The organism is Microbulbifer halophilus (assembly GCF_026183675.1).
In the GTDB taxonomy this organism is placed as follows: Bacteria; Pseudomonadota; Gammaproteobacteria; order Pseudomonadales; family Cellvibrionaceae; genus Microbulbifer; species Microbulbifer halophilus.
On sequence record NZ_JAPIVK010000043.1, the window covers coordinates 1 to 22,785 of the forward strand.

16 protein-coding genes and 1 tRNA gene are annotated in these 22,785 nt (G+C 62.1%); 3 read left to right on the forward strand and 14 right to left on the reverse strand.

Translation table 11 applies throughout. From position 1 onward, the window contains the following. Positions 1-172: 172 nt before the first annotated feature. From dnaQ to OQE62_RS16960, 3 genes are read right to left on the reverse strand one after another with little or no spacing between them, the layout of a single operon-like run. Positions 173-892 (reverse strand): DNA polymerase III subunit epsilon, encoded by a 720-nt coding sequence (gene dnaQ, locus OQE62_RS16950; protein ID WP_265723233.1) that lies wholly within the window; start codon positions 890-892, stop codon positions 173-175. A 2-nt stretch (positions 893-894) separates the two neighbouring features. After that, on the reverse strand, positions 895-1,332 hold the full coding sequence (gene rnhA / locus OQE62_RS16955) for a ribonuclease HI (RefSeq protein ID WP_265723234.1): 438 nt from the start codon (positions 1,330-1,332) through the stop codon (positions 895-897). A 45-nt stretch (positions 1,333-1,377) separates the two neighbouring features. After that, positions 1,378-2,169, reverse strand: a complete 792-nt coding sequence (locus tag OQE62_RS16960; RefSeq protein WP_265723235.1) for a class I SAM-dependent methyltransferase — start codon at positions 2,167-2,169, stop codon at positions 1,378-1,380. Between the two features lie 126 nt (positions 2,170-2,295). On the opposite strand from OQE62_RS16960, the gene gloB reads away from it, so the two are divergent. Next, positions 2,296-3,069 carry a hydroxyacylglutathione hydrolase gene (gloB, locus tag OQE62_RS16965; RefSeq protein ID WP_265723236.1) on the forward strand — a complete coding sequence of 258 codons (774 nt, stop codon included), beginning with the start codon at positions 2,296-2,298 and terminating at the stop codon, positions 3,067-3,069. Positions 3,070-3,280: 211 nt separating this feature from the next. Further along, positions 3,281-4,825, forward strand: coding sequence for a LysM peptidoglycan-binding domain-containing protein (locus OQE62_RS16970; protein WP_265723237.1), 1,545 nt, complete (start codon positions 3,281-3,283; stop codon positions 4,823-4,825). Positions 4,826-4,983: 158 nt separating this feature from the next. On the opposite strand, the gene OQE62_RS16975 is transcribed toward OQE62_RS16970, so the two are convergent. The 11 genes from OQE62_RS16975 to OQE62_RS17025 form a co-directional block, all read right to left on the reverse strand. Beyond that, positions 4,984-6,876 carry a SurA N-terminal domain-containing protein gene (locus OQE62_RS16975; protein ID WP_265723238.1) on the reverse strand — a complete coding sequence of 631 codons (1,893 nt, stop codon included), beginning with the start codon at positions 6,874-6,876 and terminating at the stop codon, positions 4,984-4,986. A gap of 191 nt (positions 6,877-7,067) precedes the next feature. Further along, entirely contained in the window at positions 7,068-7,340 is a 273-nt protein-coding gene (locus OQE62_RS16980; protein ID WP_265723239.1) for an HU family DNA-binding protein, read from the reverse strand. Between the two features lie 292 nt (positions 7,341-7,632). After that, complete coding sequence (gene lon, locus OQE62_RS16985; RefSeq protein ID WP_265723240.1) at positions 7,633-10,038, reverse strand: endopeptidase La; 2,406 nt, start codon at positions 10,036-10,038, stop codon at positions 7,633-7,635. Between the two features lie 412 nt (positions 10,039-10,450). Further along, positions 10,451-11,740, reverse strand: a complete 1,290-nt coding sequence (gene clpX, locus OQE62_RS16990) for an ATP-dependent Clp protease ATP-binding subunit ClpX (protein ID WP_265723241.1) — start codon at positions 11,738-11,740, stop codon at positions 10,451-10,453. A 176-nt stretch (positions 11,741-11,916) separates the two neighbouring features. Next, entirely contained in the window at positions 11,917-12,558 is a 642-nt protein-coding gene (gene clpP, locus OQE62_RS16995) for an ATP-dependent Clp endopeptidase proteolytic subunit ClpP (RefSeq protein WP_265723242.1), read from the reverse strand. Positions 12,559-12,769: 211 nt separating this feature from the next. Continuing rightward, positions 12,770-14,083, reverse strand: coding sequence for a trigger factor (gene tig / locus OQE62_RS17000; protein WP_265723243.1), 1,314 nt, complete (start codon positions 14,081-14,083; stop codon positions 12,770-12,772). 194 nt (positions 14,084-14,277) lie between these two features. Beyond that, positions 14,278-14,362 (reverse strand) — tRNA-Leu (locus OQE62_RS17005). Positions 14,363-14,751: 389 nt separating this feature from the next. Continuing rightward, a complete protein-coding gene (gene fadA, locus OQE62_RS17010) occupies positions 14,752-15,927 on the reverse strand; it encodes an acetyl-CoA C-acyltransferase FadA (RefSeq protein WP_265723244.1) in 1,176 nt (391 codons plus the stop codon). A gap of 58 nt (positions 15,928-15,985) precedes the next feature. Continuing rightward, positions 15,986-18,145: a fatty acid oxidation complex subunit alpha FadB gene (gene fadB / locus OQE62_RS17015; RefSeq protein WP_265723245.1), complete on the reverse strand. Its 2,160-nt coding sequence runs from the start codon at positions 18,143-18,145 to the stop codon at positions 15,986-15,988. 771 nt (positions 18,146-18,916) lie between these two features. Beyond that, entirely contained in the window at positions 18,917-19,507 is a 591-nt protein-coding gene (locus OQE62_RS17020) for a cupin domain-containing protein (protein WP_265723246.1), read from the reverse strand. A 142-nt stretch (positions 19,508-19,649) separates the two neighbouring features. Then, on the reverse strand, positions 19,650-21,506 hold the full coding sequence (locus OQE62_RS17025) for a beta-ketoacyl synthase (protein WP_265723247.1): 1,857 nt from the start codon (positions 21,504-21,506) through the stop codon (positions 19,650-19,652). A 144-nt stretch (positions 21,507-21,650) separates the two neighbouring features. On the opposite strand from OQE62_RS17025, the gene OQE62_RS17030 reads away from it, so the two are divergent. Next, positions 21,651-22,637: a GlxA family transcriptional regulator gene (locus OQE62_RS17030; RefSeq protein WP_265723248.1), complete on the forward strand. Its 987-nt coding sequence runs from the start codon at positions 21,651-21,653 to the stop codon at positions 22,635-22,637. Positions 22,638-22,785: the final 148 nt, after the last annotated feature.

A 22,785-nucleotide genomic window follows, 5' to 3' on the forward strand; every position in this document is an offset into this window, starting at 1 on the left:
GGACTCGGGACTCGGGACTCTCAGTAGGGTGCGCCGTGCGCACCGACCGATCAATGTCAAAAGGAATACCGAGGCCGTCCCGGGGCCTCCTTACGAACCGAACTTCGCCCCTCCCTACAGGCCCGATCAACGGTGCGCACGACGCACCCTACGAAGCAATCCTCCCACACTGCTACCAAAAGTGCTTGCCGGCAGATTTTTCCAGCGTCGCGAGCATTTCCTCGTGTGCCCGTATTTCCTCGGCCGTCGCCGCCATCACGCTCAGCGCGGGCCGGTCTGCGGAGAGGCGGCGGATACCGGTTGTTGCCTGTTGCTGTTCGTCGCCGTCCTCACCTTCTGAAGATTGCTCACCAGCCAGTGCCAGATCTGTCTGGCCACCGGTCATCATCAGGTAGACGTCGGCGAGGATCTCCGCATCCAGCAGGGCGCCGTGCAGGTCGCGCTGGGAGTTGTCGACAAAGTAGCGCTTGCACAGCACGTCCAGGTTGTTCTTCTGGCCCGGATGCTTCTCCCGCGCCAGTGCCAGGGTATCCAGCACGCCGCAGTGGGCGGCCACATTCTGCCAGCGCGGGCTGCCGAGCCACTTCAGTTCCCAGTCGATAAAGCCGACGTCAAAGGGGGCGTTGTGGATCACCAGCTCGGCGCCCTCGCAAAACGCCATGAAGTCGTCCGCGATCTGTGCGAAGACCGGTTTGTCCTGCAGGAACTCGTTGGTGATACCGTGCACCTCGATGGCGCCGTCGTCGACCTCTCGCTCCGGGTTTATGTACTGGTGGTAGTGGCGGCCGGTCAGCTTGCGGTTGACCAGTTCCACACAGCCGATCTCAATGATGCGGTGACCGCTTTTCGGATCGAGACCGGTGGTTTCAGTATCCAGAACTACCTGGCGCATGGTCACTTCTCCAGTTCATCGATGCCGCGGTTGGCGAGCTGATCCGCACGCTCGTTGCCCGGGTGGCCGGCGTGCCCCTTCACCCAGTGCCAATGCACTTCATGATCCGCAATGCTTTCGTCCAGCGCGCGCCAGAGATCGGCGTTCTTTACCGGCTTCCTGGCGGAGGTTTTCCAGCCGTTCTTTTTCCAGCCGTGAATCCAGCTGGTAATCCCCTGGCGCAGGTACTGGGAATCGGTGTGGAGATCGACGCGGCACTTCTGTCTCAGGGCCTGCAGGGCCTCGATCGCCGCCAACAGCTCCATGCGGTTGTTAGTGGTATGGGTTTCCCCGCCGTAGATTTCCCGTTCTTTTCCGCCGTGAACCAGCAGCGCACCCCAGCCGCCCGGGCCGGGATTGCCGCGGCAGGCGCCGTCGGTGTAGATGGTAACTTCTTTCAATTTGCTGGCTTTTATCTGCTGTTTGTGCGGCGCCCGGCGCCGGCGTCATCGTTTTCGGTGGCGGCGGCGCGCGGCGACACGCGGGCTCGAGGGCACGGCCGTGAGGGAAGGTTTCCGCTCTCCGCGCCAGTTGAGCTTGATGGTACGCATGCGCGCCACTTCTTTGCGCGCGACTATGATGTAAAAGCCCCCGCAAGGCAAGTGCCAGCGGGCGCCCGCCCGCTCCATCCAGGTGGTCTTGGCCAGCAACTCCCCCTGCTGCAGCGGCAGCCGGAAGAAGCCCCGCTCGACCGTGTTCGCCTGCAGGTCCAGGAGATTCATCCAGTCCGCCAGCCGGGCAGCGCGCAACTGGTTGCCGCGCTGGTGCGCGCCGCCCGAAAACAGCAGCCGCGACAACCCCAGCAGGGAAAACGGATTGAAACCGATCAGCACCAGATGGCCGCCGGGAATCATCACCCGCGCCGCCTCGCGCAGTACCTGGTGGGGATGGTTGGAAAAATCCAGCAGGTGGTGCAGCAGCACCACATCGATGGATTCCGAGGGCAGCGGCAGCTGCTCGAACTCCACCAGCGCTGCCCCACTTTGCTCGAGCGTGGCACCCAGTCGAAATCGGTGATTGATCCGACTGCAGGCGGAGAAATCGATGGCGCTGGTCACACCGGCCTGCATCAGGTGATAGCCGAACAACCGCTCCACCAGCGGCTGTGTCAGTGCCAGCTGCTGGGTAAGAATTTCCCGCCCCAGGCTGCTATCGAACCAGCGCGCCAGGCCCGGACAGGACTCCGCCAGCGAGGGGGGTTCCGTACTGCGCCTTCGAAAAGACTTTTTCTTCGCCATCGTGTCTCCCGCGCGAATGGTCTTCCGTGAGTATCTTCTCGGGCAAACGCCGGTACCGCAATACCACTACCCGCAATTGCCTGATACCCTATGGTATGGTCGTGTTAACAATACCGGGTCTGGAATATGCTCACAATCTCCCCCATTCCAGCGTTCAATGACAACTACATCTGGCACCTGAAGCGCGACGGGCAGCAGTGGGTAGTGGATCCGGGCGACGCCGCACCGGTGGTCGAAGCGCTCGGTGACCGCCCCCTCGACGGCATCCTGATTACCCATCACCACCCGGATCACACCGGCGGTATCGCGGCGCTGCGCAAGCGCTACGACTGCCCGGTCTATGGCCCCGCCTCCATCGACGGTGTGACCCGACCGATGGCCGCGGGAGACAACCTGGAGGTACTGGGGTTGCCGGTGGAGGTGATCGACGTACCCGGCCACACACTGGACCACCTGGCACTGGTGCTGCGGGAGACCGACTCCGGGAGCGCCAATGGTATCCATCTGTTCTGCGGCGACACCCTGTTCGCCGCCGGCTGCGGCCGCCTGTTCGAGGGCACACCGGCACAGATGTACGCATCGCTGGGGAAGCTCAGTGCCCTGCCACCGGAGACCCGCGTCTACTGCGCCCACGAATACACCCTGGCCAACCTGAAATTTGCCGCCGCGGCCGAGCCCGGCAACAACGCGATAGACAATCGCATTGCCGAAGTCGAGGCCATGCGCGCAGACAAGCGCCCCAGCCTGCCCTCCACCATCGGCGAGGAACTGGCCACCAACCCCTTCCTGCGCTGCCACGTTCCGGCAGTGGCGCGCCGCGCCGCCGAGCGCGCGGGCAAGGAGAACACCGACGAAGTGGAAGTCTTTGCGAGCCTGCGCCGCTGGAAGGACAATTTCTGATCTGCGAGCCCGCACACGGCGCACTGGACAAAAAGCAACCTGTGCCAGCCGCCGGGTGGTCCGACTTTCTGCTTAAAATCCAGTCAATTATTATTGACCGAAACTTATCCGCCTCTTTAGAATCAGACAATTACAACCAAAAGTTCAGGTGCAGCACAAAATAATTGCACACTGGGCCCGGAAATCAGAACAACGACTCGCGGACACCAGCATGGTTCAGAAAAGATTTGCCGTTGCACTACTGGCAGCGGCGGTGGGGGGCTGCGCGCAGATGGCTGAAAAACAGCCCGCGCCGCAGGACACCAGCACCGAGACCTCCGAAACCCCGGCCAAGGTGGCCGTCAGCAGCGACCTGAGTCCGGCAGAAAAGGCTCTTCCCCCGACGGATATCTGGGACCGGCTTCGCCGCGGCTTCCGCCTCGACCGGCATACCAACCATCCCAAGGTCGAGGACTACATCACCTACTTCTCCCGCAACGAAGGCTATATGTCGCGCGTCACCGAACGCTCGCGCCGCTATATTTTTCACGTTGCGGAGCTTCTGGAAGAAGCCAACCTGCCGCTGGAGCTGGCGCTGCTGCCCATTGTGGAGAGTGCCTACGATCCCTTCGCCTACTCCCACGCCCGCGCCTCCGGCATGTGGCAGTTTATTCCGGCCACCGGCCGCCACTTCGGGCTGCGCCAGAACTGGTGGTACGACGGCCGCCGCGACGTGGACGACTCCACCCGCGCGGCGATCGAATATTTCACCTACCTTTCCGGACACTTTGACGGCGACTGGGAGCTGGCGCTGGCCGCTTACAACGCCGGCGAGGGTCGGGTCCGCCGCGCGGTCGAGCGCAACCGCCGCCGCGGCAAGGGAACCAGTTTCTGGGACCTGGACCTGCCGCGGGAGACCCAGCGCTATGTGCCGCAACTGCTGGCGCTGGCGGAAGTGGTATCCCGCGCGGACTACTACCGGGTACCGCTGCACGATATTCCCAACAAGCCCTATTACGCCGAAGTGGATGTGGGCACCCAGATCGACCTGGCCCAGGCGGCGGAACTCGCCGATATCGAACCCGAAGAGCTCTCCCTGCTGAACCCGGCCTTCAATCGCTGGGCCACCGATCCCAACGGCGACCACGAGCTGCTGATCCCGCGGGAGAAACGCGATACCTTCCTCGCCGCACTGGCAAAACTGCCGAAAGATCAGCGGGTCACCTGGCAGCGCTACAAGATCTCCCGCGGCGACACCCTGTCCACCATCGCGCGCCGCTACGAAACCACCGTGGCCGCGATCCGCGACACCAACAAGCTGCGCAACAACACCATCCGCGCGGGCAAGACGCTGCTGATTCCCAGCGCTTCCGGCCCGTCCGGGCAATACGCCTATGCAGTGGACCAACGGGTAAATGGCGGCGGATCATCCGGGCAGGGGAGCAAAACCGATTACACCGTGCGCCCGGGCGACACCCTCTGGGAGATCGCCCGTTCACTGGGTGTCAGCGTGCGCCAGCTGGCGCGCTGGAACAACATGGGCACCGGCGACACCCTGCGCCCGGGGCGCAAACTGGTCGCCTACTCCACCGGCGACAACAGCCGTACCACCCGCAAGCTCTCCTACCGCGTGCGCAGCGGCGATTCCCTCTACCGGATCGCGAAGAAATTCAGCCTGGATATCGGCGATATCCTGCGCTGGAACAAGATCAGCAAATCCAGCTACCTGCAACCGGGTCAGCGCCTGACGCTGTTTGTGAACAGTGCCGGGGGATAAGTGAGTGGCATTGGTGAGTAAAGTGGAGCGAGTAGCCTGGTGACAGATGCCACCGCATAAACCCTGACCGATACGAAAAAAGCCCGCAGATGCGGGCTTTTTTTGGTTTGCCGGAGGAGTGTTGGAGTTCGCGGAACCCACTCCAACCGACTCACTGATTACCCGTCAGCGTCAGTCGCTTTCTCGGGAACCTCGACATCCGCCCGGCTGGACAGATATTCCTGCACTGCCGCCAGCTCGGCACTGCCGTTCGCGGACGCCAGTTGCTGCATCAGCGCGCGGCGCTGCTCGCGGCTCTGGCGGGACAGATCGCCCGGGCGTACGTCGCGCAACTCCAGTACCACCCGATCGCCGTTGCTGGTGGCAAAAGTTTCCACGGCGCTGCCGGAAGCCGGTGCCGGCATTTCGAAGGCCTGCCCGATGATCTCCGCGCGCTCGCCGAAGCCACCGCGGCGGGTCTTGTCGCTGGTCTCCAGGGTCAGTCCCTCGGCTTCCGCCAACTCGGCGAAATCGCCGCCGGACTCCAGCTTCTGCTGCAGCGATTCGGCACGCTGGGCGAGCCGGGTGCTGGCCTTGTCCCGCTTGATGGTGTCGACGATCTGCTCGCGCACCTCTTCCAGCGGGTAGGTCCCCGCTGGCTTGTGGTCAGTGACCCGGAGTACCACCGAGTGCTCGTTGCTCAGGTCCAGTACATCCGAAGTGTTGCCATCCAGCATGACTTCCCGGGCAAAGGCCGCGCTGATCACCTTGTCTTCGCCGGCGATACCCGGACCGCCCTCGCGGCTGAACAGCGGCACCGTTTTCACTGACACGCCCAGTTCCCCGGCCGGTCCGGCCAGTGTCTCGGCGTTGTAGGCGAGATCCGCCAGGCGACCCAGGGCGTCGACAAACTCGCGCTCCGCCTCGGCATTGCGCAACTGGGCGGCGATCGCCGCCCTGCGCTCTTCAAAGGTGGGCGGTTCGTCCCCCTTCACCTCCAGCAGCTTGATGAAGTGCGTGCCGGCATCGGTAGTCACCGGCCCGGACACCTGCCCCACTTCCAGCGAGGCCAGGGTGTCCTCGAAAGCTTCGGGGAAAACGTCGCCGCTGGTAAAGCCCACATCGCCGCCCTCCTCGCTGGAGACTGCATCGTCGGAATACTCCTGCGCCAGTTCGGCAAAATCTTCCCCGGCGTCGAGTTTCTGTTGCAGCTCGGCCACTCTCGCTTCGTCGTCACCCTCGATCAGGATATGCGCGGCATGGCGACGGGTGCTGGCCTGGAAGCTCTTCACTTCCTGCTCGTACTGGGCGCGGATATCCTGCTCGGAGACATCGATATTGGACGCGAACACTTCCGGCTTCAGCTCGATATACTCGATGGCCACCTGCTCGGGGCGCTGGAAATCCTGCTGGTGAGAGTCATAGTACCCTTTGACCTCGCTGTCGCTGACCGAAACCTGATCGAGCAGGTCCTTTACCGGCAGAATGGCGTAATCGAAATCGCGCTCTTCCATGGAGATGGCAACCACCTCCTCGGCGACCGCGCGGGTGGTGAAAGCACTGCCGGTAACGCCATCGGTGAACTGCTGCAAGACCAGATCCTGCTCCATTACCTCGCGGAAACTGGCCGGGCTGTAACCCATGCGGCTCAACGCAGACCGGTAGGCCTGCCGGTCGAATTTGTCATTCACCTGGAAACCGGGAATCTGCACGATTTCCTTGTCCACTTCGGCGGCGCTCATGACCATGCCGCTCTCCTGTGCCGCCTGGCGCATGACCGAGCTGGAAATCAGCTGCTGTAACACCGGTCCGCGCAACCGCTCATCGCTCAGCAGATCCTGGGGCACGTTTTCGCCGTACTCGCTCATGATCTGGTTGCGGCGATTCTGGATTGCGCGCTGCAAATCGAGGTTCGTGATTTTCACACCGTTGACTTCGGCCACCTCGTCGGCGGCACCGCCGCTGGCCCCGGAGAAAAAATCGATCCCGCCAATGACCATTATGAAACCAAAAAAGGCCGCGACAATGATCGCCGCAGTACCCTTGAGGTTGTCTCGCATGGACTGAAGCATGCTCAGCTCCGAAAAAAATTAACGCTATTATTACCAGGTACACAAAATCGCCGGGAGCGATTCTGGTCAGCTTTTAGCTGCCCCGAAGGGGGGAGCGGCTCGGCGTTCCGAGCCATGGAAGGCCCGAAACAAAAAAGGCGCATCCGAGAGATACGCCTCTTTGAAGCTTCGGCTGTATTGATCGAGGCTTCTTAGTTGACTGCGTCTTTCAACGCTTTACCGGCCTTGAAACTCGGGATTTTCGCCGCTGCGATTTCGATCGGATCGCCGGTGCGCGGGTTGCGGCCGGTTCGGGCTGCGCGCTCTTTGACGGAGAAAGTACCGAAACCTACCAGGGCAACCTGATCGCCTTTCTTCAGGGTGCCGGTAATGTTGTCTACCATCGCGTCCAGGGCACGGCCTGCGGCTGCTTTCGGAATATCCGCAGATGCGGCAATCGCTTCAATCAGTTCGGACTTGTTCACGCTTAATCCCTCTGTTCTTTTCTAGGTATGTTTCAGGTATCCCGGACGGGGATACCTTTCTTTGCTGTGTATTCGAGCCATCGATCACCGGCGAAATATGCGCCGGCCAATAAGCATCGTTTTATACCAACTGCCCGGTAACGGGTCAAGGAACCACGGGGGTTTCCGGGGAGTTGGACAGGTTTGTGGCCACTTTTATCCGCCGACAGATTATTTTTTAGCCTCTGTCGATATCAGGGGGTGATTCGGTGGCCAAATGTCACGCGGGCACCCGGGAGTGCCCGCGATCGACTCAATGTGTGCGCATGGAACGCTGCGAACGCTCTTCCGCCCGCTTCTGCAGTGCGGAGTATTCTTCATCCGACAGGGATTGCGGCTCGTGCTCCAGCGCCAGCTCCAACACCTGATCGATCCATTTCACCGGTTTGATCACCAGATCCTCGAGAATATTGTCCGGAATATCCCTGAGATCCCGTTCGTTCTCCGCCGGTATCAACACGGTCCGGATACCGCCGCGGCGGGCTGCGAGCAGCTTTTCCTTGAGACCGCCGATACGCAGGACTTCCCCGCGCAGGGTGATTTCACCGGTCATCGCCACCTCGGAACGCACCGGGATACCGGTCAGCACGGAAGCCAGGGCGGTGCACATGGCGATACCTGCCGAGGGGCCATCTTTGGGCGTGGCGCCCTCCGGCACGTGGATATGAATGTCACGGGTCTCGTAAAAGTCCGGGGCGACGCCGAGGGCCTGGGCCCGGGCACGCACGACGGTAAGCGCCGCCTGGATGGATTCCTGCATCACGTCGCCCAGGGACCCGGTCTTGATCACGCGCCCCTTGCCCGCTACGGCAGAGGACTCGATGCTCAGCAGTTCGCCACCCACCTCTGTCCAGGCGAGGCCGGTAACCTGGCCGATTTTGTTTTCCTCTTCGGCGCGGCCAAAGTCGTATTTGCGTACGCCCAGCAGATCCTCCAGCTGTGCCGGTTCGATCACTGCCTTTACAGTGGTGGATTCGCGCACGTGCTCTGTAACCACCTTGCGGCAAACCTTGGCAATCTCGCGATCCAGTCCGCGCACGCCGGCCTCCCGCGTGTAGTGGCGTATGACGTCGCGCACGGTGTCGTCCGACAGCGACAACTCATCTTTCTTAAGACCGTTGGCCTTGAGCTGTTTCGGCACCAGGTAGCGCTGGGCAATATTCAGCTTTTCGTCCTCGGTATAACCGGGCAGACGAATGACTTCCATCCGGTCCAGCAGCGGCCCGGGAATATTCATGGAATTGGACGTGCAGACGAACATCACGTCCGAGAGGTCGAAATCCACTTCCAGATAGTGGTCATTGAAAGACTTGTTCTGTTCCGGATCCAGTACTTCCAGCAGTGCCGAGGCGGGGTCGCCGCGGTGATCCATGCCCATTTTGTCCACTTCATCGAACAGGAACAGCGGGTTTTTGACACCGACCTTGGATATTTTCTGAATCAGCTTGCCGGGCAGGGAACCGATATAGGTGCGGCGGTGGCCGCGGATTTCGGCCTCGTCACGCACACCGCCGAGCGCCATGCGCACATACTTGCGATTGGTGGCACGGGCGACAGACTCCCCCAGGGAGGTCTTGCCCACCCCGGGCGGGCCCACCAGACAGAGAATGGGACCTTTGAGTTTCTTGACCCGTTTCTGCACCGCCAGGTATTCGAGAATACGCTCCTTCACTTCCTTGAGACCGTAGTGATCCTTCTCCAGGATTTCCTCGGCTTTCTTCAGGTCGTGGCGTACTCGACTGCCCTTCTTCCACGGCACGCTCAGCATCCAGTCGATATAACTGCGCACCACCGAGGCTTCCGCCGACATGGGCGACATCATTTTCAGCTTGGCCAGTTCCGCGCGGGTTTTCTTTTCCGCCTCCGCGGTCATACCGGACTCGGCAATTTTCTTCTCGAGATCCTCGATCTCATTAGGCTCTTCGGTGATTTCGCCCAGCTCTTTCTGAATGGCTTTCATCTGCTCATTCAGGTAATACTCGCGCTGGCTCTTCTCCATCTGTTTTTTAACGCGACCGCGGATCTTTTTTTCCACCTGGATCAGGTCGATTTCCGAATCCATCAGGCCCAACAGGTGCTCCAGCCGGTCCTTTACACTGGTGGTTTCCAGCAGTTCCTGTTTCTGCGGCAATTCCAGCGACATATGCGCGGCGATGGTATCCGCCAGGCGCCCGGGCTCGTCGATACCCGACAGCGAGGTGATCACCTCGTTGGGCACCTTCTTGCTCACCGAGACATACTGTTCAAACTGCGTCATTGCCGAGCGCACCAGCGCCTCGGCTTCGGCTTCCGGAAGCTCTTCCGTCTCCATCGGCTCCACCGTGGCACGGTAGTGGCCCTCGCCCTCGGTAACCTCGGCGATATTGACGCGGCGGCTGCCCTCAACCAGTACTTTTACCGTACCATCGGGCAGTTTGAGCAGTTGCAGCACGCTGGCCACTGTACCGACGCGGTAGATGTCTTCCGCACCTGGGTCGTCTTCCGACGCCTGGCGCTGCGCCACCAGCAGAACCTGCTTGTCGTCGCGCATTGCGTCTTCCAGCGCATCGATGGATTTCTCCCGGCCGACAAACAGCGGGATCACCATATGCGGATAGACAACGACATCGCGCAGCGGCAACAACGGAAATTCAAGTTTGGTGTCGGATGGCTGATCCATAGAACTCCTCTCGGCCCGATCACTGGGGGTACTGGGGCGGTATCACTCGCCGCACTCATTGGGGCAGCCCGGCTCACGCCCATCTGAAGCTAGTAGATGGGGGGCGAGGCGACGGAATACAAGTCTAATCTAACGGCGAGTTGGTACCGACAGGAAAAAAGGGGCACTCTGAAGAGTCACGCCGCAACAGTTCCGGGCACTCATCAAGCCATCTTCGTAGAGAAATGTGCCAAACAGCCACGATCGATGGCCCATCCGCGGAGAAGTGCCGCAACACCTTTCCTCCGGCCCACAGCCCCGCCACAGGCTGTCGGCAATGCGGAGATCCTGTTCCGGCACCGGCGACTGTACACAGTTTTCTCGTGTGCACAAAAAAGCCCCGAAACGGGGCTTTTTTGTGCGGGCGACGGGATCAGTCCTCCGGCGCCGCCTTCTGCGAGGGGGTGTCGTTGGTTTCATAGACCAGCAGGGGGGCCGACTCACCCTTGATGACCGCGTCGTCGATCACCACCTTGGCAACATTATCGGTGGACGGGATGTCGTACATGGTCTCCAGCAGTACCGATTCCATGATGGAGCGCAGGCCCCGGGCGCCGGTTTTGCGCTCCATGGCCTTGTCCGCCACCGCGTCGAGGGCGTCCGGCCGGAAGTCCAGCTCGACATCCTCCATCTCGAACAGTTTTGAGTACTGCTTGGTCAGGGCGTTGCGCGGCTCGGTCAGGATCTGGACCAGCGCGGCGCGATCCAGCTCTTCCAGAGTCGCGGTCACCGGCAGGCGGCCGACGAACTCGGGGATCAGGCCGTAGTGCACAAGGTCCTCCGGCTCCAGGTCCAGCAGTATCTGGCCGAAATCGCTGGTGCTGTCCTTGGACTTGACCTCGGCACCGAAGCCGATACCGCCTTTCTCGGAACGGTCGCGGATCACCTTGTCCAGGCCAGCGAAAGCGCCGCCACAGATGAACAGGATATTGCCGGTGTCCACCTGCAGGAATTCCTGCTGCGGGTGTTTGCGCCCGCCCTGAGGCGGGACCGAGGCCACAGTGCCCTCGATCAGCTTCAGCAGGGCCTGCTGTACGCCCTCACCGGAGACATCGCGGGTGATGGACGGGTTGTCGGACTTGCGGGAAATCTTGTCGATCTCGTCGATATAGACGATGCCCTGCTGGGCCTTGTCGACGTCGTAGTCGCACTTCTGCAACAACTTCTGGATAATATTCTCCACGTCCTCGCCGACGTAGCCGGCCTCGGTCAGCGTGGTGGCGTCGGCGATGGTGAAGGGCACGTTCAGCAGCCGCGCCAGGGTCTCGGCCAGCAGGGTCTTGCCGCTGCCGGTGGGGCCCACCAGCAGGATGTTGGACTTGCTGAGCTCGACCTCGTCCTTGGACTTGACGGTGGACTTGCTGCGCAGCCGCTTGTAGTGGTTGTAGACGGCCACTGCCAGCACGCGCTTGGCGCGGTCCTGGCCGATCACATACTGGCCCAGGATCTCGGTGATCTCCCGGGGAGTGGGCAGCCGCCCCTCGGGGCCGTCGGAACTTTCCTGCACCTCTTCGCGAATGATGTCGGTGCACAGTTCGACGCACTCGTCACAGATGAAGACAGAGGGGCCGGCGATCAGCTTGCGCACTTCCTGCTGACTTTTTCCACAGAAGGAACAGTACAGCAGTTTGCCGTTGTCTTCTCCGCTGCTCTGGTCGGTCATCAAAATACTCCGTGGTCTGCAGCCAGCCTGTGTCCGGCATTACTCATGGGTTCTATTAGCAAGATGCTGTCTTTTGGCGGGTTTTTCAAGCCCTTTGTGTCACGGAAACCCCGCGGGCCCACCCGGACACCGGGCATTGAACGCGCCGGGCCGCCGGCGGCCCGGGCGATTCATCGCTACTTGTCCATCGCCTCGCGGCGGGAGAGGACGTCGTCTACCAGGCCGTATTCCCTGGACTCATCGGCGCTCAGGAAGTGGTCGCGCTCGGTATCGCGCTCGACATCCTGCACGCTGCGGCCCGTGTGGTGGGCCATCAGCTCGTTCAGGCGCTGGCGGATCTTGAGGATCTCCTGGGCGTGGATATGGATATCGCTCGCCTGCCCCTGGGCGCCACCGCTGGGCTGGTGGATCATCACGCGGGAGTTGGGCGTGGCAAAACGCTTGCCCTCGGCGCCGGAGGCCAACAGGAAAGCGCCCATGCTGCAGGCCTGGCCGATGCACATGGTGCTCACATCCGGCCTGATGAACTGCATGGTATCGTAGATGGACATGCCGGCAGTCACGGAGCCACCCGGAGAGTTGATATACAGGTGGACATCCTTGTCGGGATTCTCCGCCTCGAGAAACAGGAGCTGCGCCACCACCAGGTTGGCCATCTGGTCTTCGACCGGCCCCACCAGGAAAATCACCCGCTCCTTGAGCAGGCGCGAATAGATGTCAAAAGAGCGCTCGCCGCGGGCCGTCTGCTCCACCACCATGGGCACCAGGCCGGTGGCTGTCGGGTCGATTGAGGACTGGGGGAAATCAAATCGTGCCATAGATACCGTAGCTTCCTTATGTGGCGTATTGGGCGAGTCAGCCCACCCAGCAATCGGCCGGGGGCTGAAAATTCGGTCTTTCTGAGCTTAACCGGTCAGGCGCGAGAAAGCCAGCCGGCGGAAAAGGAGGGGAAAGGATTGGCGACCGACAGCTTCGGTCGCCGATCTCCAGTATCGGCAGCGCGAGGCCGCCGGCACTGCACAGGAGTGATCAACCCTGCTGTTGCGGCTTGATCACGTCGTCGTAGCTGCTCTGCACCTCTTCGACCTTGGCGGCGTCGAGTACGAAATCGACGACCTGGTCTTCCAGCACAACGGACTCCACGCCCGACAGCAGTTCGCGATTGCTGTAGTAGTACTCGACCACTTCCTGCGGCTGCTGGTAGGTAGAGGCGAGCTCTTCCACCTTGGCCTTGACGCGATCGGCATCCACTGACAACTTGTTTTCCTTGACGATTTCGCCAACCACCAGGCCCAGCACGACGCGGCGCTTGGCCTGGTCTTCGAACATGGCGTCCGGCAGCATATTCTCGGCGTCTTCCTCTTTGATCTGGCCGCCGAACTGCTGCACCATCTGGCCGCGCAGGGTCTTCACTTCGCCGGCTACCAGGGAGGCGGGCAGCTCGACCTGGTGCTTCTCGAACAGCTGGTCCATGACCTGGGTCTTGACCTTGTTCTGCGCGGCGTTTTTCAGTTCGCGCTCCATGTTGTTGAACACTTCTTCGCGGAACTTCTCTTCGCCGCCCTCTTCCACGCCGTAGGCCTTGAAGAACTCTTCGTCCAGCGCCGGCAACTCCGGCTTTTCGGAAGCGGTCACCTTGATGTTGAAAGTCACTTCCGCGCCGCGCAGCTCTTCCGACTGGTAGTCTTCCGGAAAGGTGACCTCGATGTCCTTTTCCTCGCCCGGCTTCATGCCCAGGATGCCGTCTTCAAAGCCCGGGACCATCTGCCCGGAGCCCAGCTCCAGCTGCTGGCCTTCCGCACTGCCACCCTCGAACTCCTCGCCGCCTTTGCGTCCGACGAAGTCGATGGTCACGCGGTCACCTTTCTGGGCCTTGCGCTTGGTCTCTTTCCAGCCGGCCTGCTGCTTGCGCAGCACTTCGATCATGTTGTCGACGTCTTTGTCGGTCACTTCGGCAACCGGGCGCTCGATGCTGATTCCGGACAGGTCCTGCAGTTCCACTTCCGGGTAGACTTCGAAGCTGGCCACGTACTCGAGGTTTTCACCGGGCTCGCTCTTCACCACTTCGATGCTCGGCTGACCGGCCGGTTTGACGTCTTCTTTTTGCACCGCCTCGTAGAAAGAGCGGCTCATCACTTCGCCCAGCACTTCCTGGCGCACACCGGTACCATAGCGCTGACGCACAACTTTCAGCGGCACCTTGCCCTTGCGGAATCCGTTCATACGGACGGTTTTGGCCGCCTGCTGGAGGCGCTTGTCCACTTCTTTGTCGACCGTCTCCGCCGGCAAATTAACCGTTAAACGACGCTCCAGGCCGGAAGTTGTTTCGATGGAAACCTGCATGTTAATCCTCGTGAGACTCTATCTTTATCAACGCCGCGGCGCCCTCTTTATCGCCGCAGCGCCAACTTTACCGGGGACTCACCCCACATGGCTCTTACAGCGGAATTGCACAGCAATTCCCGACCGACGCCAAATACAAACAGCCCGCACCAGCCCCGGAGGGGCAAGGGGTGCGGACTGCGCGAATACTCGATTGGTGGGGACGGGGAGACTTGAACTCCCACACCTTGCGGCACCAGAACCTAAATCTGGCGTGTCTACCAATTCCACCACGTCCCCGGAATCTTCCTCGGCGCTAACTCCTTGATATCCCTGCAATTTAATGCAAAAACACCGGACCCCGGCGACGAGGGGAGCAGATTGTGCCACAGGCGCATAGGCGCTTCAACAAAACCGATTCCAACCCCTCCCACAAATCCGCTCCCGGGCGGTAAGGCAATTCCGCAGCAGGGCCTTCGCATCAAACAGAAGAGCCCTTCTCTACCCCCGCTCCCTTCCGCCGGACCCCGGCGGCGGCACACTGCCCAAACAGGAAGCTCCCCTCTCCCGCTGGGAGAGGGAGCGGGCGCGGCGAGAAGCGTTGGACTTCGCTGCGCTCAATCCAACCTACCCCTGTCAGATAGCAAGAGGGCGCCCGAAGGCGCCCTCTTCCCGGATCCCGAAACAGGTTAAACCCGCTCGAGGATCGTCGTAATCCCCTGCCCCAGACCGATACACATGGTCGAGACACCCAGGTCGCCGCCCTCGTTTTGCATCACGGACAGCAGGGTGCCGGTAATGCGTACGCCGGAGCAGCCGAAGGGGTGACCCAGGGCGATGGCGCCGCCGTAGAGGTTGACCTTGGTGTCCATCTGGTCGAGCAGCTCCAGGTCCTTCAGCACCGGCAGGGCCTGTGCCGCGAAGGCCTCGTTCAACTCCACCTTGTCGATATCGCCGATGGACAGACCGGCGCGCTTGAGCGCCTTCTGGGTGGACGGCACCGGGCCGTAGCCCATGATGGACGGGTCCACGCCCGCCAGCGCCATATCGCGCACCCTGGCGATGGGCTCCAGCCCCAGGGCCTGGGCCCGCTCGGCGGACATCACCAGCATGATGGAGGCGCCGTCGGTGATCTGCGAGGAGGTGCCGGCGGTGACCTGGCCGTTTTTCGGGTCGAAGGCCGGCTTCAGCTCCGCCAGGCTCTCGGCGGTGGTATCGGGGCGGATGGTCTGGTCGGTCTCCACCAGGAAGGGCACGCCGTCTTCATCGTGGCCCTCGATGGCGATGATTTCCCGGTTGAACTTGCCGTCTTTGGTGGCGGCAGCGGCGCGCTGGTGGGAGCGGGCGCCGAATTCGTCCATTTGCTGGCGCTGGATGCCGTGCATCATGGCCAGGTATTCGGCGGTCATACCCATGGAACCGGCGGCCTTGGCCATATGGCGGCCCAGCATCGGGTTGGGGCTGACGTGTTCCATCATGTTCAGGTGGCCCATATGCTCGACGCCGCCGACCACATAGACATCGCCTACACCCGCCTGGATATTGGCCGCGGCGGTGTGCAGGGAGGACATGGAGGAGCCACACAGGCGGTTGACCGTCTGCGCCGGGATGGTGTGCGGCAGGCCGGCGCGCAGCAGGATAAAGCGGGCCACGTTGAAGCCCTGTTCGTCGCGCTGCATCACGCAGCCCCAGATCAGGTCGTCGATCTCGGCCGGATCCAGTTTTTCGTTGCGCTGCAGGAATTTCTGCAGCAGCTCGGCGGACATGTCGTCGGCGCGGACATTCCGGTAGACGCCGTTCTTGGAACGGCCCATGGCCGTGCGCGCGTAGTCGACGATTACCGCATCTCTGGGATTCAAACTCATTGCAATTTCTCCTCACTCGCCGCGGGAGCCGGGCGGGCTTCCGCAGCAATATTTCGCATTAGTCGGCGGCCTTGTAATAGGTTTCGCCGTTGGCGGCCATTTCGCGCATACGCTCGGTGGGCTTGTACAGCTCGCCCAGGTCGGCGTACTTGTCGGCGATCTCGACGAATGTCTTCATGCCGATGCTGTCGAGCCAGGCGAAGATACCGCCGCGGAAGGGCGGGAAGCCGATACCGTAGATCAGCGCCATATCGGCCTCGGCCGGGGAGTCGACGATGCCCTCTTCCAGGCAGCGCGCCAGCTCGGTGGCCATGGGCACCATCATGCGCTCGATGATCTCGTCTTTTTCGAACTCTTTGCGCTCGGCGACGTGCGGCTTCAGCAGCTCGTAGGACTCGTCGGTAGCCACTTTTTTCGGCTTGCCCTTCTTGTCCTCTTCGTAGTTGTAGAAGCCCTTGTCGTTCTTCTGGCCGTAGCGCTCCGCCTCGTACATGATCTCGGGCGCGGCCTTGAAGGATCGGCCCATACGCTCGGGGAAACCCTCGGCCATGACTTTCTCGGCGTGCACGCCGGTGTCGATACCCACCACGTCCATCAGGTAGGCCGGGCCCATGGGCCAGCCCCAACGTTCCATGACCTTGTCTACGGCCTGGAAGTCGGCGCCGTCGCGCACCAGCATGGAGAAGCCGGCGAAATATGGGAAGAGCACACGGTTGACCAGGAAGCCGGGGCAATCGCGCACGACGATGGCCTTCTTGCCCATTTTGTTGGCGAAGGCCACCACGCGGGCAATGGCGTTGTCGGATGTCTTCTCGCCGCGGATCACTTCCACCAGCGGCATCTTGTGCACCGGGTTGAAGAAGTGCATGCCGAGGAAGTTTTCCGGGCGCTTGAGCGGTTCGGCCAGGCTGTCGATGGAGATGGTGGAGGTGTTGGAGGCGATCACGGTGTCATCGCTCACCTTGTCTTCCACTTCGGTCAGCACGGCGTTCTTGACCTTGGGATTTTCCACCACGGCTTCCACGACCACGTCTACATCGTCGAAACCGTCGTAACTCAGGGTCGGCTCGATGCGGTTCAGCACTTCGGCCATTTTCGCCGGTGTCATGCGGCCGCGATCGACCATCTTGGACAGCAGCTTGCCGGCCTCTTTCAGGCCCAGGTCGATGCCCTTCTGGTCGATGTCCTTCATCTTGATGGGCGTGCCCTTGTAGGCGGACTGGTAGGCGATACCGCCACCCATGATGCCGGCACCCAGCACAGCGGCGCGCTCGATTTTCTTGTCGGCCTTTTTCTCCCAGTCCTTGGCCACCTTACCGATGGCCTGGTCGTTCAGGAACAGGCCCACCAGGGATTTCGCGGTGCCGGTCTGGGCACACTCGATAAACTGCTGCTGCTCGATCTTCAGCGCTTCATCGCGATCCAGCTTGTAACCCTGCTCGATGGAGGTCACCGCCGCCACCGGGGAGGGATAGTTCTTGCCCGCCTGCTGGCCGACAAACATCTTGGTGGTGAAGAAAGCCATCAGGGCTTCGGTGTCGTTCAGCGGGATCGGGGATTTCTTGATCTCGCGGCGCGCCTTGTAATCCAGCTCGCCGTCGATGGCGCGGCCCAGCAGTTTCAGCGCTGCGTCTTTCAGCTCGTCGGTGGCGACTACCGAGTCCACTGCATGGGCGGTCAGGGCCGCATCCGGCTTCTGTTCCTTGCCGGCGGCGATCCACTCGGCCGCCACGTCCACACCCACCAGGCGCGGCAGGCGCACGGTGCCGCCCCAGCCGGGGAGCAGGCCCAGCTTCACTTCCGGCAGGCCCACCTTCGCCTTGTCGCCCATCACCCGGTAGTCACACCCGAGGCAGACCTCGAAGCCACCGCCCAGGGCGTAGCCATTGATGGCTGCCACGCTCGGCACCGGCAGGTCTTCCAGGCGGCTGATGTTCTCGTTGTTCTTGCTCATCAGCTCGGCGATCCCCTCGGGGCCCTCCGAGAAGGCGCCACCGAATTCGGTGATGTCCGCGCCGACGATAAATACGTCCTTGCCGCTGGTCAGCAGCACACCCTTCAGGCCGTCCGCCTTTTCGATCGCGTCCAGAGCCTGGGAAAATTCGGAAACCGTCTGCCGGTTGAACTTGTTGACGGACTCGCCTTGCAGATCGAACTTGAGCTCGGCGACGCCGTTGTCCAGCATCTGCACCGATAGCGCTTTGCCACTAAATAACATTGAATGACCTCTTGTATTCGGGGCCGCTCGATACGGCCCGGGGTCGGGTTTGTCTCGCCACATCCATTCGGGGCCGCGCCCTGCGCAACGGCCGCTCTGTGGCTCGGTAGTCGGTCCGCACCCGGCGAACCCGTTATCGTGACCGGGCGTACTCACACCCCGGATCGATGACGCATTGATCCACTACGGTCACTTTCGGAACACTAGTATAGTCACATTCAAACAATTGTTTGAATACCATTTCTTACAAATTGGATGGCTGCAGTGACGCGGGAGATCACTATTTCACCACCGGCGGACCGCGCGGCGGAAAACACCGGGCGCGGCTAGTGTGGTGTCTCATACTAAATGCAGATATCAGCGGGCCGCTAAGCGGCCAGATGCAAGGCGCATTCGCGCAGGCGTAGTGGTTCTACGTCAAGCGCATGCAACGCCGCAGATGGCTGCTTAGCGGCCCGCCCGAAGGGAGCCCCCCCCTCTTCACCTGGTAGAGAGGGTCCACAGCGGCGTTACCGCTCTTGCAAATGGAACCACCATTCCCTGCGAGCGGCGCCTTGCTGTGAACAATTTGGGGGGCTCTGATATCCGCATTTAGTATGAGACACCACACCAGTCTATATGCAGCGGCCCCCACTATTAAGCAGTTGGCGCGGCTCTGCCTGTATTACCGAAAACGANCCACACCAGTCTATATGCAGCGGCCCCCACTATTAAGCAGTTGGCGCGGCTCTGCCTGTATTACCGAAAACGAGCCGGATCGAGGCACACCGGTCAGACGCTGGGCGGGGAATTGGCGCTGACGAGAACACAGTCGCAGTCGCCCGGGTTGCGGAAACGGTGGGGACGGCGGCTGTTGAAATAGTAGCCGTCGCCGGGCCCGAGCACGGCAACCTCACCGCCGACGGTAACTTCCAGCCGGCCCGAAATCAGGATACCGCCCTCTTCGCCCTCATGGCTGAGCAGCTCCGGTCCGGTATCCTCCCCCGGCGGGTAGGTCTCGTAGAGAATCGACATATCCCGACTGCTGTTGGAGGCGCCGAGCAGCCGGTACCGAATCGGGCCGGTGCCGACATTGGGCATTTCGTCGGCGCGGAAAAACACCTGGGACTTGTCGTCGAACTGGAGCGTAAAGAACTCCGCCAGCGACATGGGAATACCGTCGAGCACCTTTTTCAGGGAGCCCACGGACGGGCTGACGCGGCCCTGCTCGATCAGCGAGATGGTGGCATTGGTAACGCCGGCGCGCTTGGCCAGTTCTCGCTGCGACCAGCCGTGCATCTTGCGGACCATCTTCAGGCGGGCGCCGACATCGTCATTATTGCCCGCTTCCGGCGGCTGCAGCACCGATTCCATATTTGCCATTGTTGTCGTGGTCCGTGGTGAGTGGCCAGTGGTTAGTTTCTCAGATTTCGGGGCCGGAGGTGCCAGCCGATGGCACGAGCCGGCCCCCGAAACCTGAGTTAGTTTGCCCCAAATCGCACACCACTGACCACCAACCGCGCCATCAGCTCATATCGTCAAACGGATTGACATCGGACAGCGCCACCGGTGGTATTCCCGGCAGGGTCACCTGCTCGGTGGACATTTCGATCGCGCTCTCGTCCACCAGCCCCTCGCCGAAGCGGTAAATCGCATTCAGGTCGCCACGGCTGGCGCGCTCGTCGTAGGAGGCGGCCCGGACCGTCACCGCCTCATTGCGCCGGCCATGATCGGTCAGTGCCTTTTCCCCGTGGCGTTTCGCCAGCATCCGCCGCACCAGGTGCGGCGACAGCACACTGGCGGTGGCGTTGTTGCCACCGAAACCCTTGGAGTTCAGGAAGGCCACATCGAGGGATGCCCGATCCCGCTCGGTGTGCTGCAGTGCAATATCCAGATGACTGTGGTGTACATCGTCGGCAATCCGGTCGATGGTAGTGACACCCGGCAATATACCGCGTTCGAATATCCCCAGGCTGGTTATCAGCTGGTCGCCGCTGGCCGCGGCCACCGTGTGGCCCAGGTAGGCCTTGACCGCACACACCGGCCAGTTGTCGACCCCGAAAGTATCGGCCAGCCGATCGAAGATGGCGGACTCGGTGACCCGGTTCTGCGGTGTGCTGGATCCGTGTGCCTGCACGAAACTGCGCCGGCGCAGGCTCTCGTCGCCGACAATGGCACGGGTCTCCGACAGCGCCCGCGCCACCGTCAGATAGTTGCCCGGGCCGGGCGCGGAGATGGACTTCTTGGTGCCATCGGCGTTGACGAACACATTCGCCACGGCACCGTGGATCGGCGCTCCCAGCTCCAGCGCCAGGGCATCGTCCATCAGGATCACCCACTGGCTGCCCTCACCCAGGGTGAAGCCGCAGTTCTCGCCGAAGGGCCGGCTGGCACGGCGGTAATCGATCTCGCCCGGGAACAGCTTGCGCAGGCCGTCGCGGTTTGCCAGCGCCCCCATGGTGGCGTAGCCGTCCACCACCTCCGGTACCAGCGGCGCCTCGGCGGCACCCACCACCGCCACTCGCGAGCGGCCACTGCGGATATCCTCCACTGCCGCGCGCAGGTTGTAGAGATAAGTGGCGCAGGCGCCGGCAACGGCGCCAGTGGTGCCGACACTACCGAGTACATAGGCATTGACGAAGTCCGCGGGCATGCTGGTAAGCCCGAGCGCCAGTTGCTTGGAGCTGACGCGATTGCCGCGCAGGCGCGACTGCAGCAGGCCGCCGTTGCCGTAGGGATCCAACTGGCTCATGGCGGAGCTGGCGTAGACGGAAATCCTGTCCGGCCCGGCCGCAGCGGCCACCGTCTGCCAGTCGATACCCAGTGACTGCACCGCGTCGGAAGCGCCGAGAATCGCCAGTTGCAGTCCGCGGGGATGGAAGCGCGAGTTATAGGCATTACCCGGCTCGAAGCCGGTCGGCAACTGACCCGCAGACGCCACCGGAATTTCCCGGTGGCTGTCCAGCATTACCGACAGGCCGTCACAGCGCACCCTGACGCGACCGTCGCCCAGGGATTCCACCCGCCAGTCCGCCGGCAGCGGCTCCGGCAGTTGCCGTGCGGGCATCTCGAAAGTAAACCCGTCGCCGTTGCTGAGCTCCGCCGACTGGTGGAAATGGCACTGGCGATAGTCGTAGAAGCGCTTTTCCAGCTCGCGTACGAGGGTGCCGTCCAGTACCTGCTTCTCCAGGGCCGGATCCAGCGGGCCGCCGGCCTCCGCGCCCGTGCGCAGCCCCATCAGCGCCGCCAGGTCCGACAGGGTCCCGGCGCGCTCGGCCGCTCCCAGCTTGTCCAGCACCAGGCGGCGATAGCCGCGGTGAAAGGAGCTGCGTCCGGCGGGGTTGAAGCCACCGAAGGCGGTAATGACGGGAAGGCGCTGCATCCTGACCTCCAGCAAATAACGCTGTTCAATTAACAATTTCCGAGGGAAGGTCAGTGTAGGGGGTGGCGATTCGGCCGGGTTATGGGCATACTGGCCAGCAAAATTGAGTTTTTGGCCAATTGCGCCAGTGCGCGCCGAGAAGTAATGCGAACAGTCACATTTCTCCTGATCGATCAGATGCTGGCGACCGGCACCGTGTTGCCACTGGAAATGTTGCGCGGCGCCGAGAGCCGCGCGCGCGTCGAGGGCGATACCGAACCCATGCGGCTGGTCACCGCCAGCCTGGACGGCCGCCCGGTGAGTACCCGTTCGGGTTTTTCCTTCCCCCCGGACGTGGCGCTGGCGGACGCACCGGACAGCGATATCGTCTATATCCCCGCCCTGTGGCGCAACCCGCGCCCGGCGCTGCGGCGCAGCGGTGCCCTACTCGACTGGCTGCGGCGCCAGGCCGAAGCGGGGACGGCGATCAGTGCCGTGGGAACCGGGGTCTGCTTCCTCGCCGCCGCCGGGCTGCTGGATGGCAAGCCGGCCACCACCCACTGGCACTATTTCGACCGCTTCAGCGCCGATTACCCGCGGGTGAAACTGAAGCGCCAGTACTTCATCACCCAGGCAGACAAGCTGTTCTGTGCCGCCAGCGTCAACGCGCTGGCGGATGTCACCGTCCACCTGATCCGCCAGTTCTACGGCCCCGCCGTAGCCAGCCATGTGGAGCGCAACTTTTCCCACGAAATCCGGCGACCGTTCGAGGAGATCGCCTACTCCGAGGGCGCCGTGCACCTGCACCCGGACGAGGAGATCGTCCAGGCCCAGACCTGGCTGAAGGAGCACTGCAGCGGCGAGGTGCGCCTGAGTGAAGTGGCGGCGTATTTCGACATGAGCGTGCGCTCATTCAACCGCCGCTTCAAGCTCGCCACCGGACAGACGCCGCTGCAGTACCTGCAGAACGTGCGCGTGGATACGGCGCGGGAACTGCTGCAATCGAGCAACCTGTCGGTCAACGAGATCGCTGAGAAGGTCGGCTACCAGGATATGGGGCATTTCACGGCGCTGTTCAAGAAATTCCTGTCGACCACGCCGAGCGAATACCGCACCACGGTACGGGCGAAGCTATTTCGGGTGAATACGTAAAGGGGACCGGGGACGATCAATGCCAGAAAAGAAGTTCCAGGCCAGATGCAAAGGCCCTGCTGGCGGTGGCTGTTTGTGAGACGATTGCCGATGAGGCTGTTGAGCAAACAACCACCGCCAGCAGGGCCGCCCCGGGTTCTGCTTGCAG